This window comes from Nonomuraea terrae (assembly GCF_004348995.1).
GTDB lineage: Bacteria > Actinomycetota > Actinomycetes > Streptosporangiales > Streptosporangiaceae > Nonomuraea > Nonomuraea terrae.
Genome location: NZ_SMKQ01000025.1, coordinates 1 through 16096, shown reverse-complemented (window position 1 = coordinate 16096; position 16096 = coordinate 1). Strand labels below are relative to the sequence as shown.

The following is a 16096-nucleotide window of genomic DNA, read 5'->3' as shown; positions in this document are numbered from 1 at the left end:
GACGCATGTGCGGTCAACATGATCGGCGAGAGAGCTGACGACGGGCCTCACGAAGAACCAGCGCCCCTCGCCGGCAAGAGGGCTCACTGTCTGCAGCTCGACTGGCCGGCCCTAAGAAGAGCACGTGGTGGCTCACTCGCCCATGGGCTGAGGGTGGAAGGATGCGGGTCCCGCAGTTCTCGCCGTCTTGCACGCAAGGTACCTGATGACGGCAGACCATCTAAAAAGTGAACACTTACGTGTTCCAGTGACAGCTTCAACAAGCGCGATATATATCTATTTATTCCCTTAGGTGTCGCTTTGGTGCAATCTCCGAGGGAGGAGCCGTCCAGTCGCGCCCCGATACGCTGCGGCCGATCGTTTCCCCCTTATGACGGAGTTTCGGAAAATGCACAACATCTGGCGAGGCGCTGCGGCGCTGGCCGCGACCGCTGCGATCGCGACGCTGACCATGGGCGTGAGCAGCGCGAGTGCCGTCGCTGACAAGCACGATGACGGCCACGCCAAGGACCACCCCTACACGATCGGGCTCTTCGGCGACATGCCGTACGGCGCCGCCGGACGGGTGGAGTATCCCCGTCTGATCGACGACATGAACAAGTCGGATATCAAGTTCTCGATCTTCGACGGCGACCTCAAGGCCGGGGGCGACGGCACTTGCGCGGATTCGCTCTACACCACGTCGCTCGCCTCGTTCAACAGCCAGAAGCGTCCTGTCGTCGTGATCCCCGGCGACAACGACTGGACGGACTGCTGGGGACGGTACGGCGCGGGCACCGGCGGTTTCGACCCGCTCGAGCGGCTCGACCACGAGCGGCGGGTCTTCTACCCGACCGACCAGAGCCTCGGGGGTCACACGATGACCCTGCAGCGGCAGAGCTCCGAGCCCGGCTACAAGAAGTATCGGGAGAACGTCCGCTGGGTGTACGGCCCGGTGATGTACGTCACCCTCAATGTCCAGGGCTCCAACGACAATCTGCCGCACGCGGGCGTCGACGGCGAGACCCGGCCGGACAGCGAGATCGCGCGTATGACGGCCGAACACCAGGAGCGCGAGGCGGCCAACATCCACTGGCTGTCGGAATCCTATGCCGAGGCCAAGAGACTCGGGGTCAAGGGCGTCCTCGTGACCTGGCAGGCCGACCCGAATTTCAGCAACGAGCAGAAGCTGCAGCCCGCTCAGTACGACGGCTTCAACGAGATCGTCCCCGAACTGCGCAAGCAGGTTCTCGCGTTCCCGGGCCAGTCGGCGCTCGTCCACGGTGACAGCCACTACTTCAAGCTGGACAAGCCGCTGAAGTACGACAACGGCCAGGTGGTGGAGAAGTTCACCCGGGTCGAGACGTTCGGCGACGGCAACACCCACTGGGTGGAGGCCACCATCGACCCGCGCGACCCCAACCTGTTCGAGTTCAGCCCCCGGATCGTCACGGCCAACGTCAACGACCGGTAAGCCGCGACGGACGCCGGCTCACGGCTGTCGAACGCCGCTCCGACCACGGGCCCACGTCCATGTGACGCGGATCCGTTTCCGTCGTCGAGCTGAACCGAGGCGTCGGAACGTTGACGACCACGCTGACCTCACGCGACCTCAGTCACCGAACCGCCGGCCAGCACCGATACCGCTGCTCGTCAACGGACATTCACCAGGGCCAATCCCGGCCTCCAGACGCGCGACGCACGAAAGATCGGCCGACAACGGCACCCGTCAAGCATGTCCTGGACAGAGGTGTCAAGCATCTCCCGGGACAACGCACAGGCCTCTTACGCACGTGTTCGGCGCGATCAGCGGCTGCGCACGTCGCGTGCCCGGACGGTCGTAGCGGGTTCTGGAGGCGGCCCGGTTGGCCGGAAATCGGGGGCTGAGCGTGTTCGGTCAGGGGGTGCGGAGGACGATGCGGCCCTTCGCGGTGCCGTCCGCCTGGCGGTGCCACGCCTTGGCGACCTGGTCGAGCGGCATCACCTCGTACGCCACCGCGAGCCGGCCGGCCGTCGACTGCTCGGCGATGTAGGTGATGGCGGCGGTGCGCTGCTCGGCGGTGATGGAGGCGTTGGTGTAGCCGAGGATCCGGAGTGAGCGGCTGCGCAGCGTGGAGGAGTCGAGCGGGCACGTCTCCGACGCCGAGCTGCCCAGGTTGACCAGCCGGCCGCCCTCGCGCAACGTGCGGGCCGCCGCCGCGGCCGGCAGCCCGTAGAGCGGGTCGAGCACGAGGTCGACCGGTCCGTCACAGGCAGCCGACAACCGGGCGGCCAGCTCCGCCACCTCGGCAGCGGTGTCCGTGTCTGGCTCCGCCGCCGTCCCGGGCCTGTGGCCGGTGATCTCGGAAGGATCGAGGGGGACCACGGCGTCGGCGCCGGCCTGACGGGCGCGTTCGAGGGCCGCGGCCGAGCGGGCCGCCGCGATCACGCGGCGGGCGCCGGCCAGGCGGGCCAGCTGGACCGCGGCCTGGCCGACCACGCCGCCGGCGCCCAGCACCAGCACCTGCTCGCCCGCGCGCAGCTCCCCGCGCCACGTCAGCGCCAGGTACGCCGCCACCGCCGACAGGCCGAGCGCGGCCACCGCGTACGGGTCCGCCCCGGCGGGCAGCTCCACCAGATCCGCGGACCGGGCCAGGGCGACCTCCGCCATGCTGCCGTCGCCCGGCGCCATCCCGGCCGAGGTCGGGAACCACACGAGCCTCCCGCCGACGGTGCCGACACCCTGCACCCCCGGCACGTACGGCAGAGCCGGCACGCCGAAGTACGACGTGCCGCCCGCGCACAGCAGGTCCAGCGGGGTGATGGGGGCGGCGGTCACCCGTACGGCCGCCCAGCCGGATCCCGGCTCGGGCGCCGGCCGGTCCGCGACGACGGGCGGCCGGGCGCACGACTCGATCAACGCCGCCCGCATCACGCCTCCCCGCCCGAGACACCCGGAAGCGCAATGCGTGCCTCTCGTGGGTTGGGGAGCGGAACGCGCGCCTCCCAGCCGGTCGAGTGCCCCGGAAGCGGAATGCGCAGGGTCAGAGTGTTCATCAGGTGGCGATGTCCGGATACGGGAGCTTCATGTGGGACAGGCGCTGAGCGTACTCGGTCTGGAAGCCGAGCGGCGGGTAGTCGCGTTCGAACATGGCGATGAACAGCGTCAGCGTCAGGAACGGATGCGCCCCCAGCTCGAACAGCTTCGGGTAGTCGTGGGCGGCCAGCGCCTCCCGCTCGACGTCGTCGAAGCGCAGCCACGTGGACGACTCGCCGGTGTGGGAGCCGAGGATGCGGTTGGCGTACTCCGACTCCCACCACTCGACGGTGGCACGCGGCTCCTCGCGGTAGCGCTCCACCAGCTCGGGGTCGCGGTCGACGGTGAACAGGAACTTGTTCAGCAGGTACTTGCTCACGGCCGGCCTCCCGGGTACCAGGTGAAGTACGCCTCCATGGTGTGGAACAGGTCATAGGTGTCGACGTAGTCGGCTTTGCGGCCTTCGCCGGCGACGCCCATCATCAGCATGAAGTCCATGAACCCGTGGGTGGCGTTGCCCGGCAGGTGCAGGCTGTCGAGGGTGACCTCCGACAGGCACCCCTCGATGTCGCCGGTCGAGATCCACTCCACGGCCTTGCGGTCGAACTCCGGGTCGGGGCCGTGCGGCCCGAACTGCCGCGGCCCGCCCAGCTCCAGCGACAGGTGCCCGGTGCCGATGATCGCCACCCGCTGATCCGACGGCCACGACTCGACGAGCTGCCGGATCATCCGCCCCAGCTGCACGAACCGCGAGGGACGCGGCAGGGGAGGGGCGAAGATGTTGGTGTAGATCGGCACGATCGGCAGGTCGTTCTGCGGGCGCAGGGTGATGATCGGACACGTGATCGAGTGGTCGATCCGCAGCTCGTTGGAGAACGCCAGGTCGAACCCGGCGTCGATCCCCTCGCGCAGGATGTACGACGACAGGTCCTCCTGCCCGGTGAAGAACATCCGCGGCAGGCCGAACTCGCGTTCCTCGTTGTAGAAGTTCGCGTCGTAGAAGGGCGCCTTGCCGACCAGGAACTGCGGCATGTTGTCCAGCCAGAGCTGGTGGAAGTGGTCGGAGCCGACCATGACCAGCACGTCCGGCCGCGCCCTGGTCAGGGTCTCGCGGAACGCCTCCACCTTGCGCACCCACGCGTCGGCGAACGGCGGGCGGTCCTCTCCGGTGGCGGTGCTGGCGCGGTAGTAGAAGGGATGGTGCGTGGACGCGATGACCGCGACGACCTCAGCCATGCGATTCTCCAGGAGGGAACGGCTCGGGCGGAATGGGCTTGTTGTTCAGGTCCACCGACAGGAAGATCTCGTTGGCCACGGGGCGGCGCAGCTCCTCGGCGAGCTGCCCGATGAGCCCCGCGGTCCTGGCCAGCAGCGCGAAGCCGCGCAGCAGTTCCAGCGGCAGGCCCAGGTCGGCCAGCGCGGCCCCGCAGACCCCGGCGCCGTTGAGCGGCAGCGTCCGGTTCAGCACGGCGGGATGCACGCGGCCGATGGCGGCGAACAGCGACAGGTGCGGCCCGAGCAGGCCCTCCTCGGCCGCGATCTCGAACAGCCGCGGCGTGCGCGGGTCGCCGTCCTTGTGCACGTGGTGACCGAGCCCGGGGATGAGCTCGCGCTGCTCCCTGCGGGCGCGGACGGTCTGGAGGGCGAGCTCGTCCCAGCCGGCGTCGTCGCTCGGCAGCGGGTCGTGCGCGGCCACCACCTCGTGCAGGAAGCGCCCGCAGTCCTCGGTGACGCCGAGGAAACGGGAGCCGCCGCCGAGCAGCCCGGCGGCCAGCGCCCCCTGGACGGAGTCGGGCGCCGACAGGTACGTCAGCCGCGTCACGATCGCGGTCGGCGTGAACCCGTGGTCGGCGAGCGCGGCCAGCACGGCCTCGAACACGCGGGTCTCACCCGGTGACGGGCGGCGCTGCGTGGCCAGCCAGAACGCCAGCTCGCCGAAGCCCACCTCGCCCATCACCTCGGAGGCCAGGTCGTGGCCGAGCAGCGTGATCGACGTCGGCGTGGACGCCCCGAGGGCGGTCGGGTACTCAGGCATCCTGGCCCCTGGAGGCCAGCCACTTGCGCAGCTCGGCGCCGTGCTCGTCGAGGTCGGGCGGCGGCAGGCGGTAGCCGGCGGGCGTCCGGGAGAAGCGGATCGGGTGGCGCGTGGTCGGCACCGCCTTCTCGCCCTCGCCGACCACCACGACCGGGTCGAGCCCGAACCGCTCGGCCATCGCGAAACCACCGTCGATGGTGTTGATCGGGCCGCTCGGGATGCCCGCGTCGACCAGCAGCTCGAACCACTCCTGCGCCGGCCGGGTGACGAGCCGCTCGACCAGGATCGGCCGCAGCTCCTCCCGGTTGGCGGTGCGGTCGGCGTTGCGCGCGAAGCGCGGGTCGGCGGCGACCTCGGGGATGCCGAGCACCTCGCACAGCTTGCGGAACTGCCCGTCGTTGGCCGCGGCCACGATCAGCTCGTGGTCGGCCGTCGGCAGCGGCTCGTACGGGAACACGCTCGGATGCGCGTTGCCCATCCGGTACGGCACCACGCCGCCCGCCACGTACGCCGAGCTCTGGTTGACCAGGCCCGTCAGCGCCGACGACAGCAGGTTCACCTCCACGTGCTGGCCCTGCCCGGTGGCGTCGCGGTGGCGCAGCGCGGCCAGGATGCCGATCACGGCGTGGTTGCCCGCCATCACGTCGAACACCGAGATCCCGGCGCGGTACGGCGGCCCGTCCGGCTCTCCGGTGAGGCTCATCAGCCCCGACATGGCCTGCACCATCAGGTCGTACCCGGGCACCCGCGCCCCGGCCCCTGAGCCGAAGCCGCTGATGGAGGCGTACACGACGCCGGGGTTGCGCGCGCTGACGGCGGCGTGGTCGAGGCCGAACTTGGTCAGGCCGCCGGGCCGGAAGTTCTCCACCAGCACGTCGGCGCGCCGGGCCAGCTCCCTGGCCAGCTCCGCGTCGCCCTCGTCCCGCAGGTCGAGCGCGATCGACCGCTTGCCGCGGTTGACCCCGAGATAGTACGTGGACGCCTCGCCCCGCGACGGCGGTGTCCACGAGCGGGTGTCGTCGCCGTTCGGGCCCTCCACCTTGACGACGTCGGCACCGAGGTCCGCCAGCAGCATCGTGGCGTACGGCCCGGCCAGCACCCGGGAGAAGTCGGCCACCAGCACGCCGGACAGCGGCCCGGCTGCCACGGTGTCAGTCATTCACAATCCATCCTCGCGTCCGTCCATCGGACGTATGTCCGCTCAAGTGATCCCAGCACTATCCCGCCGCCGCGTCAACCGCCTTGACAGCTCAGCAGCTGCTCATCACAGTTGCTTTGACCGTAGAGCGGACAACTGTTCGCCGCGGAGTTCAGCGAGGAGCGAGCCATGAACGAGTTCGAGGCAGGACGGCCCGTGGTGCTGCGCGGCGGCACCGTGCTGCCCATGGACGGGCCGCCCGAGGGCGGCAGGCGAGTGCTGGAGCGCACGGACGTCCTCGTCACGGGGGACAGGATCGCCGCCGTGGGCCCCGACCTGGAGGTGCCGGAGGGCACCGCCGTGATCGACGCGTCCGGCGGCATCGTCATGCCCGGCATGATCGACACCCACCGGCACATGTGGCAGACCGCGCTGCGCGGCTACGGCGCCGACTGGACGCTCACCCAGTACTTCGTCTGGTTCTACCTGGAGCACGGCAAGCTGTTCCGGCCCGAGGACGTGCACGCCGGCAACACGCTGGCCGCGATCGAGGCCCTGGAGGCCGGCGTCACCACCGTCGTCGACTGGTCGCACGGGCTGCGGACGGTCGAGCACGCCGATGCCGCCGTGGACGCGCTGCAGGCGGTCCCCGGCCGGTACGTGCTCGCGTACGGCAACATCCAGCAGCCGCCCGCCGAGTGGACGGGCGCGCCCGAGTTCCGCGACTTCGTGCGCCGCCGGATCACCGGCGACGACATGCTCGGCTTCCAGATCGCCTTCGACGTGCTGGGCGATCCCGCGTTCCCGGAGAGGCCCGCGTTCGAGGTGGCCAGTGAGCTCGGCGTCCCGGTCACCACGCACGCCGGTGTCTGGGGCGCCACCAGTGACGAGGGCATCCGGCTGATGCACGAGCACGGCTTCATGACCCCGGAGACGATCTACGTTCACGCCGCCTCGCTGTCGGCCGACTCCTACCACCGCATCGCGGCCACCGGCGGCTCCGTGTCGGTCTCCACCGAGAGCGAGCAGAGCGCCGGCCAGGGCTACCCGCCCACCTGGACGCTGCGCGCCCACGGCATCCCGGTCTCGCTGTCCATGGACACCAGCGTCTGGTGGAGCGGCGACCTGTTCTCCGCCATGCGCACCACGCTCGGCGCCGACCGCTCGCGCGAGCACCTGGAGGCGCAGACCAAGGGCGAGACGGTCACGCACTGCGCGCTGCGCTCCGACCAGGTCGTGGACTGGGCCACCAGGGGCGGTGCCCGCGCGCTCGGCCGCGACGACCTCGGCGTGATCGAGCCCGGCAGGAAGGCCGACCTCGTGCTCATCAAGAACGACCACTCGCCCGTGTCGTTCCCGCTGCTCAACCCGTACGGGCACGTGGCCTTCCAGGCGCAGCGCGGCGACGTGCACACCGTCATCGTCGACGGCCGGGTGGTCAAGCACGAGCACCGGCTGCTCGGCGTCGACCTCGCCGCGGCCCGCGCCCAGATCGACCGCACGATCGAGTACCTGCGCGGCGCGATGGGGGAGGAGGCGTGGGCCAAGGGCATGAACCCGGACATCCCTACGGCGAAGGTCCTCGACAACCCGTACACCTACACCGACTACCGCAGCGACGCCACGCACCGCCTCTGACCGGACGCTGTGCGGACGGGCGACCGTCTAAAGTCGGACCGGACGTATCCGAGCTAGTGAGGGTGTACATGGCACGTGGTGAGACCGGACCTGACTTCATCGAGGCGCTGGCCCGCGGCCTCGATGTCATCAGGGCCTTCCAGCCCGGCCGCCCGGTCATGTCGCTGACCGAGGTGGCGGCCGCGACCGGCCTGGCCCGGCCGACGGCCCGCCGCATCCTGCTCACCCTCCAGGAGCTCGGCTACGCCCGGGCCGAGCGGGGCGGCTTCGCGCTCACGCCGCGCGTCCTGGAGCTCGGCGTGTGCTACGTGCGCTCCATGGGCCTGTGGGAGGTCGCGCGCCCCCATCTGGAGCGGCTCGTCGCCCAGACGAACGAGTCGTCGTCGATCGCGCAGCTCGACGGCTCCGACATCGTCTACGTCGCCCGGGTCGCGGTGCCGAAGATCGTGGCGCTGTCGGTGCAGGTCGGCACGCGTTTCCCGGCGCTGCAGACCTCGTTGGGCAAGGTGCTGCTGGCCGCGCTGCCGCCGGCGGAGGTGGAGCGGGTGCTGGCCGAGCCGAGCCGCTCCGGCATCGAGCCGCGCTGGCGTCCCGACGCCAAGGAGCGCGAGGCGGTGCTGCGCTCGGTGCGGGCCAAGGGCTGGGCGATCACCGACGAGCAGCTCGCCCTCGGCATCAGGTCGGTGGCCGCGCCGCTGCGCGACGGGCTCGGCAACGTCATCGCCGCCGTGAACGTCAACGCCCACGCCGCCGAGACCTCCCTCGAGAAGCTCACCGAGGAGCACCTGCCGTTGCTGCTGAAGACGGCCAGCGCGATCAGCGCCGACTTCGCGCTGTACGAGGCGGTGCCGCAGGTCACCGCCTCCTGATCCGTCCGTCGTCCTCTTGGGTCTTGCCCGTGGGAGCTTTGTCAGCTTTCAATGATCTCCACACGAAAGATCCGGGAGGGTCCGAATGCGTGGTTTACGGGCGTCCGCAGTCGCCCTGATCGTCCTTGCAACGACATTCGTGGGCGCGCAGCCGTCCACACCGGCCGTGGCCGCCGGTCCGGCCGACCCGGAGCCGGCCTCGCTGGTCACGCTCTCGGTACCGGACCGGGCCGCGATGGAACGGCTGGTGGCCTCCGGCGCCGACCTCACCGAACGGGTCCGCCCGCAGGCCGACGGCAGCGTCCAGGTGGACGCGGTCGTCACCGAGAGCCAGCTGGAGGCCCTGCGTCCGCTGGGCGCCACCCTGGCCTCCGAGGCCCCGCAGTCCCCGCCGCAGGCCAGGGCGAAGGCCGCCGCCCCGCAGGACCAGATCGTCATCGAACGGGCGGTCTGGTATGAATCCCGCGACGGATACTTCCTGTCGGTCGAGGCGTCCAGCAGCGCCGCGCAGGCGGCCGACCTCACCGTCTCCTGGCGCGGCAAGAAGGGCACGAGCGGCCAGGCCGAGATGGTCGCCTACGTCGACGCCGGCCAGTACCTGGGACACCAGTTCAGCACCCCGGTCCCGGCCGGGAACCAGCCGCAGTCCATCACCGTCACCTCGGCGGGCGGCGGCCAGGCCGAGGCCAAGGTCAGGCAGTGGCCCGACGGCGACAGGCCCGACCGCGCCTCGCGCGGCTACCAGAAGGACTTCGTCACCCAGTACATGACGCCGGCCCAGCTCAACGAGCGGGTCAAGGACCTGCACCGGCGCTACCCGAAGCTCACCGACCTCATCACGCTGCCGTACAAGACCAACGGCTACCGGCGGCACGCGCAGGCCGTGCTCGGCACCCCGCCCGCCGCGGCCGTGGTCGTCACCTCCGACGCCTACGGCTCCGAGGGCGGCAACGACCTGAGCGTCGAGCTGGTCGACCCCGGCGCGCCGGACCGGCCGCTGCAGGCGAGCCTCGACGGCAAGCTGGTCACCGTCAGCCTGGCCACCGACGCCTCCGGCGCGCTGGTCAGCACCGCCGCGCAGGTCGCCGCCGCGATCAACGCCGCCGCCGGCCTGCCGGTCAAGGCGTCCGTCTACCGGACGGACCCGGGCGCGGGCGTCATGGCCCCGGCCCCGGCCACGCAGCTCGACGACTTCCTCAACGCCCCGGCGGACGTCTCCCGTGAGCCCGCCGAGGTGCTGGCGCTGCGGATCGGCGTGCACCGCGACGGCTCGCGCACCGGCGTGCTCGCCTACTCCCAGGAGCACGCCCGCGAATGGGTGACGCCGCTGGTCAGCATCGAGGCCGCCGAGCGGCTGCTGCGCAACTACGCCGGCGACAAGGCCACCCGCAAGCTGCTGGAGCGCACCGACGTCTTCATCGTCCCGGTCGTCAACCCCGACGGCGCGAACTACAGCTTCTACGACTTCAACTCCCAGCGGAAGAACATGACCAACCACTGCCCGCCGCAGCAGTCCGACCCGGCGCTGCGCAACCAGTGGGGCGTGGACGTCAACCGCAACTACGCCGCCGGCTCGGTGCACGACGGCTACGTAGGCGGCTCGACCAACTGCCAGAGCGGCTCGTACGCCGGCCCGGCCGAGCACTCCGAGCCGGAGAGCCGCAACGTCATGTGGCTGGCCGACACGTACCGCAACATCAAGTTCGCCATGAACGTGCACAGCTACGGCGGCTACTTCATGTGGCCTCCCGGCGCCTACCAGGCCGAGGGCCGCGTCACCCTGCCGCGGCCGACGCCCGAGGAGGAGGAGTTCTTCCTCGACTCGGCCCGCACGATCGAGGAGGCGATCGTCGCCGAGCGCGGCACGGTCATCTGGCCGCAGCAGACGGGCCCGGTCACCGACGTGCTGTACTCGGCGGCGGGCAACTCCGCCGACGAGCTCTGGTACGACTACGGCATCTACGGCTGGGACTTCGAGGTCGGCGCCGACCTGTGGAATTCCGAGACCCGCAGGTGGGAGCCCGTGGGCTTCCAGCCGCCGTTCAGCGAGGGCCATCAAGAGGCGATGGAGTTCGCCGCCGGCCTGATCTCCCTCATCGGCATCGCCGCCGACTACCGCGACCGCTGACCCGCGACCGGTGACCCCCGACCGCTGGCCCGGGCCCACTGGCCCGGGCCCGCTGACCCCCGACCGCTGACCCGGGCCCGCCGGGAGCGCCGCCGTCACAGGGCGGCGCTCCCGGCGGACCGGCATGCCGATCTCCCCGACACGCACCCTGGAGGACTTCCCTTGCGCTTACCCACCGCCCTTCTCGGCGTGGCCGTCTCGGCCGCGCTCCTGGTCGTCCCGCAGTCCGCGCAGGCCGATCCCGCAGACCCGCAGCCCCCGGCGGTGCGCGACTTCGGCAACGGCCCCGAACGGAACGAGGTGGCGGCCGGCCTGCCCGAGCAGGCCGGCACGCTGCGCGCCCCGCAGGCGGAGAAACGGCCCGACCCGGCCTGGCCGTCCCACGGTCACGGCTACCCGCGCCAGACGCGGCTGCCGGAGCCCGCGGAGAACCCGGCCGACGCCTCGATCAAGCTCGGGCTGGTGCCGTACCACGCCATCGCGCCCAAGCTGAACGAGCTGCAGCGGCGCAGCGACCGCGTCAGCGTCGAGGTTTTTGGCCGCAGCCACCAGGGCCGCGACATGTACCTCGTCACGGTCACCGCGCCCGAGAGCGCCGCCGAGGCGCGCGAGCAGGCCCGCATGCGCGAGCGCATCGAGAACGACCCGGCCTCCGCCGCCCGCGACCGCGCTCTGGCCAAGCGGTACAAGGCCCCGGTGTTCGTCAACGCCAACATCCACGGCAACGAGTGGGAGGGCACCGACGGCGTCCTGCGCACCGTCGAGGAGCTGGCGACCAGCACCGACCCGGCCGTGGCCGACCTGCTGTCGAAGACCCGGCTGTACTTCAACGTCACCGCCAACCCCGACGGCCGCGTCCTCGGCCAGCGCCCGAACGGCGCCGGGTTCGACCTCAACCGCGACTTCATCACCGCCTCCCAGCCCGAGACGCGGGCGATGCGCCAGTTGATGACGGACACCCAGCCGGTCGCCATGGTCGACCTGCACGGTTACGTCAACGGCACCCTCATCGAGCCGACCACGCCGCCGCACGGCGCCAACTACGAGTACGACCTGTTCATCAAGAACACCTACGCCAACGGCCTCGGCATGGAGGCCGCGGTCAACGGCCTGGGCTACACGTTGGAGAAGGACGGCGTGCGCCCGGTGCAGATCCCGTTCCGGGACGACCCCGAGGGCTGGGACGACTGGCCGCCGATCTTCACCCCGCAGTACGCGCCCTTCCACGGCGCCGTCGCCTCGCACACCGTGGAGATCCCGCTGCGGGTCAACAACGCCGACTACACCAACCTGCCGGTCGAGGAGTTGCGCCGCCGTTCGGCGATCAACACCGACGTGGCCGCCGCCGCCATCCGGGCGACGTACACGTTCGTGCACTCCCGGCACCAGCAGCTGGTCGCCGACCAGATCGAGGTGTTCCGGCGTGGCACGGCCGGTGAGCCGGCCAAGGAGGTGCCGCTCGGCATCGTCCCCGGCTTCGGCCCCGAGGACGTCTACACGACGACCTACCCGCGCGCGTACGTCATCCCGGCGGGCTCCGGGCAGCGGTCGGAGATGGCCGCCGGGCGCCTGGTGGACCACCTGATCGCCAACGACGTCCGGGTCGAGCGGGCCGAGCGCTCGTTCCGCGTCGGCCGCACCACCTACCCCGAGGGCTCGTACGTCGTGGACATGCGCCAGCCCAAGCGTGGCCTGGCCAACGTCATGCTGGAGCCCGGCCAGGACATCTCACCGCGGGTCGACGCCATGTACGACATCTCCGGCTGGAGCCACGCCCTGCTGTGGGGCGCCACCGTGGAGCCCGTCGACTCGCTGCGGGTGAAGGCCGACCCGGTCAAGGCCGCGGCCCCGACCGGCTCCGTGCCGCGCACCTTCGGCCCGCTCGCGCTGAAGGTGGGCGACGCCAAGGAGGTCATGGCGCTCAACGACCTGCTGGCCCAGGGCGTCGAGGTGACGTGGGGCGACGGCGGCACGGCCGTCGTGCCCGCCTCCGCCAGGGCGGCCGCGCGGACGGCCGCCGACCGCTACGGCGTCGCCTTCACCCCGGCGCGCCGGTCCGGCGGCACCCCGCTCACGCAGGTGCGCATCGCCGCGGCGGCGTCCGCCGACGAGCTGTACACGCTGCGCGAGATGGGCTTCTCCGTCACGCCCGTCTCCACGCAGGTGCTCAACGACGGGTTCGACTGGAGCGCGACGGACGTGCTGTTCGTCTCCAGCGGGCTCAACCACGCCCAGCTCTCTCCGCAGGCCAGGACGGCGCTCGACGCGTTCCTGACCACCGGCGGCGTGGTCACCCGCGGCGGCACCGGCACCTCGTTCAACGCCGCCGCCGGGCTGCTCACCGTGACCGGGGTGGCCGGGCGGAGCGACGCCAACGGCGTGGTCCGCACGGTCGTCTCCGACGGCTCCGTCGGCGCCGGCTCGCCCGAGCACTCGTTCGTGTACTCGCCGCGCTGGTTCACCGGCCTCGGCCCGGAGGTCCAGGTCGAGCAGGCGTACGCGGCGGAGGGGCCGCTGGTCTCCGGCCACTGGCGGGCCGACCAGAACGGCATGGGCGGCCCCGAGCAGGCCCGCGGCCAGGCCGCCGTGGTCAGCGGCCGGGACGAGCGCGGCGCGGCCGTGGTCATGTTCGGCACCGAGCCGATGTTCCGCAACCACCCGAAGGGACTCTTCCCGCAGGTGGCCAGGGCGCTGTACTGGTCGTCCTCCGTCACGGGGGCGGCCGTCACGACGCCGTAGCCGCCGGTTCGGGCCGGGCCCCGTTCTGTGGGGCCCGGCCCTCGGGTCAGCGCGCCGGGGCGTAGCCGGCCGGGCGGGTGGTGAACGTGCCCCGGCCCTGGGTACGGCTGCGCAGCCGGGTCGCGTACCCGAACACCTCGGCCAGCGGCACCACGGCGGTGATGACCACCGCGCCCGCCCGCGCCCGCGAGCCCGAGATGCGGCCGCGCCGGGCCGTCAGGTCGCCGAGCACGCCACCGGCCATGTCGTCCGGCACGGTGACCGTGACCTCGACGACCGGCTCCAGCAGCCGCAGCTCGCAGGAACGCAGCGCCTCCCGCAGCGCCAGCCGCCCCGCCGTGCGGAACGCCAGGTCCGAGGAGTCCTTGGTGTGCGTGGCCCCGTCGGTCAGCGTCACCCGCACGCCGGTCACCGGATGGCCGCCGAGCGGACCGGCCGCGAGCGCGTCCCGGCAGCCGGCCTCGACCGCCCGTACGTACTCGCGCGGCACCCGCCCGCCGCTCACCGTGGAGGCGAACGCGAACCCGCCCTCCTCCAGCGGCTCGACGTCGATCACCACGTGGGCGAACTGGCCGGCGCCGCCGTCCTGCTTGACGTGCCGGTACAGCAGCCCGCTCACCCCGCGCACGACCGTCTCCCGGTAGGCGACCTGCGGCCGGCCGACGTTCACCTCCAGCCGGTGGTCGCGGCGGAGCTTCTCCGCCGCCACCTCCAGGTGCAGCTCGCCCATCCCGGACAGCACGGTCTGCCCGGTCTCGGCGTCGTTCCGCACGGCCAGCGACGGATCCTCCTCGGCCAGCCGCGCCAGCGCCGCCGCCAGCCGGTCGCCGTCGGTGCTCCGGCGAACCTCCACGGCCACCGACACCACCGGCTCGGTCGCGACCGGCGGCTCCAGCAGCAGCGGCGCCTCCGGCGCGCACAACGTCGTGCCGGCACGGGCCGTCTTCGGCCCGACCAGCGCCACGATGTCGCCCGCCACCGCCTGCTCGGCCTCGCTGTGCCGGTCGGCCTGCACCCGCAGGATCCGGCCGACCCGCTCGGCGCGGCCGGTGCCCGCGTCCAGCACGGTGTCCCCCTTCCGCAGCGTTCCCGAGTAGATCCGCACGTACGTCAGCCGCCCGGTCGCGGTCGCGTTCACCTTGAACGCCAGCGCGGCCAGCGGCGCGGCCGGGTCGGCGGGGCGCGCCTCGCCGTCCTGGCCGCGCACCGCGGGCACGTCCAGCGGCGAGGGCAGGTAACGCACGACCGCGTCCAGCAGCGGCTCCACCCCGCGGTCGCGGTACGCGGAGCCGCACAGCACCACCACGCCGTCGCCCGTCCCGGTGAGGTCGCGCAGCGCGGCGGTCAGCGTCGCCTCCGACAGCGACGGCTGCGCGCAGAACTCCTCCAGCGCGCCCGCGTGCAGCTCGGCCACCGCCTCCTCCAGCAGCCGGCGCCGCACCCGGGCCTCCGCCAGCAGGTCGTCCGGCACCGGGCCCGCGTGGCAGGCGCCGCCTTCCCAGACGAGCGCGCGCATGCCCACGAGGTCCACCACGCCGGTGAAGCCGTCCTCGCGCCCGATCGGCAGCTGCACGACCAGCGGCGCCGGATGCAGCCGCCGGCGGATCGACTCCACCGCCGCGTCCAGGTCGGCGCCGGCCCGGTCGAGCTTGTTGACGAACGCGATGCGCGGCACGCCGTGCCGGTCGGCACGCCGCCACACCGACTCGCTCTGCGGCTCGACCCCGGCGACGCCGTCGAACACCGCGATCGCGCCGTCGAGCACCCGGAGCGACCGCTCGACCTCGTCGGAGAAGTCGACGTGGCCCGGGGTGTCGATCACGTTGACGCGGTGGCCGTCCCAGTCGCAGCTGACCGCGGCGGCGAAGATCGTGATGCCCCGGTCGCGCTCCTGCTGGTCGAAGTCGGTGACGGTGGTGCCGTCGTGCACCTCGCCGCGCTTGTGGGTGGCTCCGGCGAGATACAGCATCCGCTCGGTGACGGTGGTCTTCCCCGCGTCGACGTGGGCGAGGACGCCGATGTTGCGGACAGTGGCAAGGGGACTGGAGAGGCGAGCACGCATGGCCCATGAACCCTTTCGGGATGGTCGTGGTGGGACAGCGCGATCAGCCCAGGCGAGGGGGGATGAGGCGTCCTCGTCAGGGCGTCGTCCGGTGACGGCCGCGCAGCCGGCACCGGAGCGGCCGAGACATCAGGATCACCTCGTGGCGCGACGGGAGGACGACGGCAACGGTGCGGTGGCGCACGGCCGGCTCCTCTCTCTCGTCTCGCGGTCGCAGCGATCTTAATCACGCCCGCCCGGCCGGGGGAAGCGGTTTTTCCGGTCGTTTCCACGGGCGCGATCTCCAGCGGTGGCCGCCTTCTCGGGATGATCTGCCGGCGCGACCTCTTGAGGCGATGGCCGCCTGAACGTCACCACGCCGACGTCTGGCTGCCCCCGACGCGCGGGGCGGACGTCATTTCCGCATGTCGACATAGGTGCGAGACCCCTTCAGGGAAGGACGCGCGCCCATGACGACCTCTCTCGCCCCCGGTTCCCCCAACCCCCTCACAC

At 71.8% G+C, this 16096-nt stretch carries 11 protein-coding genes; 5 read left to right on the top strand and 6 right to left on the bottom strand.

Features of this window, described 5'->3' with window-relative positions:
• Positions 1-388 precede the first annotated feature (388 nt).
• Positions 389-1453 (top strand): hypothetical protein, encoded by a 1065-nt coding sequence (locus tag E1286_RS11870; RefSeq protein ID WP_132611676.1) that lies wholly within the window; start codon positions 389-391, stop codon positions 1451-1453.
• A 423-nt stretch (positions 1454-1876) separates the two neighbouring features.
• Here the strand turns inward: E1286_RS11870 and E1286_RS11865 are convergent, their stop codons facing one another.
• The 5 genes from E1286_RS11865 to E1286_RS11845 form a co-directional block, all read right to left on the bottom strand.
• A complete protein-coding gene (locus tag E1286_RS11865; protein ID WP_132611674.1) occupies positions 1877-2890 on the bottom strand; it encodes a quinone oxidoreductase family protein in 1014 nt (337 codons plus the stop codon).
• Between the two features lie 124 nt (positions 2891-3014).
• Positions 3015-3374: a hypothetical protein gene (locus tag E1286_RS11860; RefSeq protein ID WP_132611672.1), complete on the bottom strand. Its 360-nt coding sequence runs from the start codon at positions 3372-3374 to the stop codon at positions 3015-3017.
• Positions 3371-4231, bottom strand: a complete 861-nt coding sequence (locus tag E1286_RS11855) for a DODA-type extradiol aromatic ring-opening family dioxygenase (RefSeq protein WP_132611670.1) — start codon at positions 4229-4231, stop codon at positions 3371-3373. Before E1286_RS11855 ends, E1286_RS11860 begins: the two co-directional genes overlap by 4 nt.
• Entirely contained in the window at positions 4224-5030 is an 807-nt protein-coding gene (locus tag E1286_RS11850) for a citryl-CoA lyase (RefSeq protein ID WP_132611668.1), read from the bottom strand. Before E1286_RS11850 ends, E1286_RS11855 begins: the two co-directional genes overlap by 8 nt.
• Positions 5023-6189, bottom strand: a complete 1167-nt coding sequence (locus tag E1286_RS11845; RefSeq protein ID WP_132611666.1) for a CaiB/BaiF CoA transferase family protein — start codon at positions 6187-6189, stop codon at positions 5023-5025. Before E1286_RS11845 ends, E1286_RS11850 begins: the two co-directional genes overlap by 8 nt.
• Positions 6190-6357: 168 nt before the next feature.
• Here E1286_RS11845 and E1286_RS11840 point away from each other — a divergent pair, with 168 nt between their 5' ends.
• The 4 genes from E1286_RS11840 to E1286_RS11825 all read left to right on the top strand — a co-directional run bounded on the left by E1286_RS11840 (position 6358) and on the right by E1286_RS11825 (position 13542).
• On the top strand, positions 6358-7806 hold the full coding sequence (locus E1286_RS11840) for an amidohydrolase family protein (protein WP_132611664.1): 1449 nt from the start codon (positions 6358-6360) through the stop codon (positions 7804-7806).
• 68 nt (positions 7807-7874) lie between these two features.
• Complete coding sequence (locus tag E1286_RS11835; RefSeq protein WP_132611662.1) at positions 7875-8675, top strand: IclR family transcriptional regulator domain-containing protein; 801 nt, start codon at positions 7875-7877, stop codon at positions 8673-8675.
• A 139-nt stretch (positions 8676-8814) separates the two neighbouring features.
• On the top strand, positions 8815-10803 hold the full coding sequence (locus E1286_RS11830; protein ID WP_132611660.1) for a M14 family zinc carboxypeptidase: 1989 nt from the start codon (positions 8815-8817) through the stop codon (positions 10801-10803).
• Between the two features lie 162 nt (positions 10804-10965).
• Entirely contained in the window at positions 10966-13542 is a 2577-nt protein-coding gene (locus E1286_RS11825) for a M14 family zinc carboxypeptidase (RefSeq protein ID WP_132611658.1), read from the top strand.
• A 46-nt stretch (positions 13543-13588) separates the two neighbouring features.
• On the opposite strand, the gene fusA is transcribed toward E1286_RS11825, so the two are convergent.
• On the bottom strand, positions 13589-15604 hold the full coding sequence (gene fusA / locus E1286_RS11820) for an elongation factor G (protein WP_132611656.1): 2016 nt from the start codon (positions 15602-15604) through the stop codon (positions 13589-13591).
• Positions 15605-16096 lie beyond the last annotated feature (492 nt).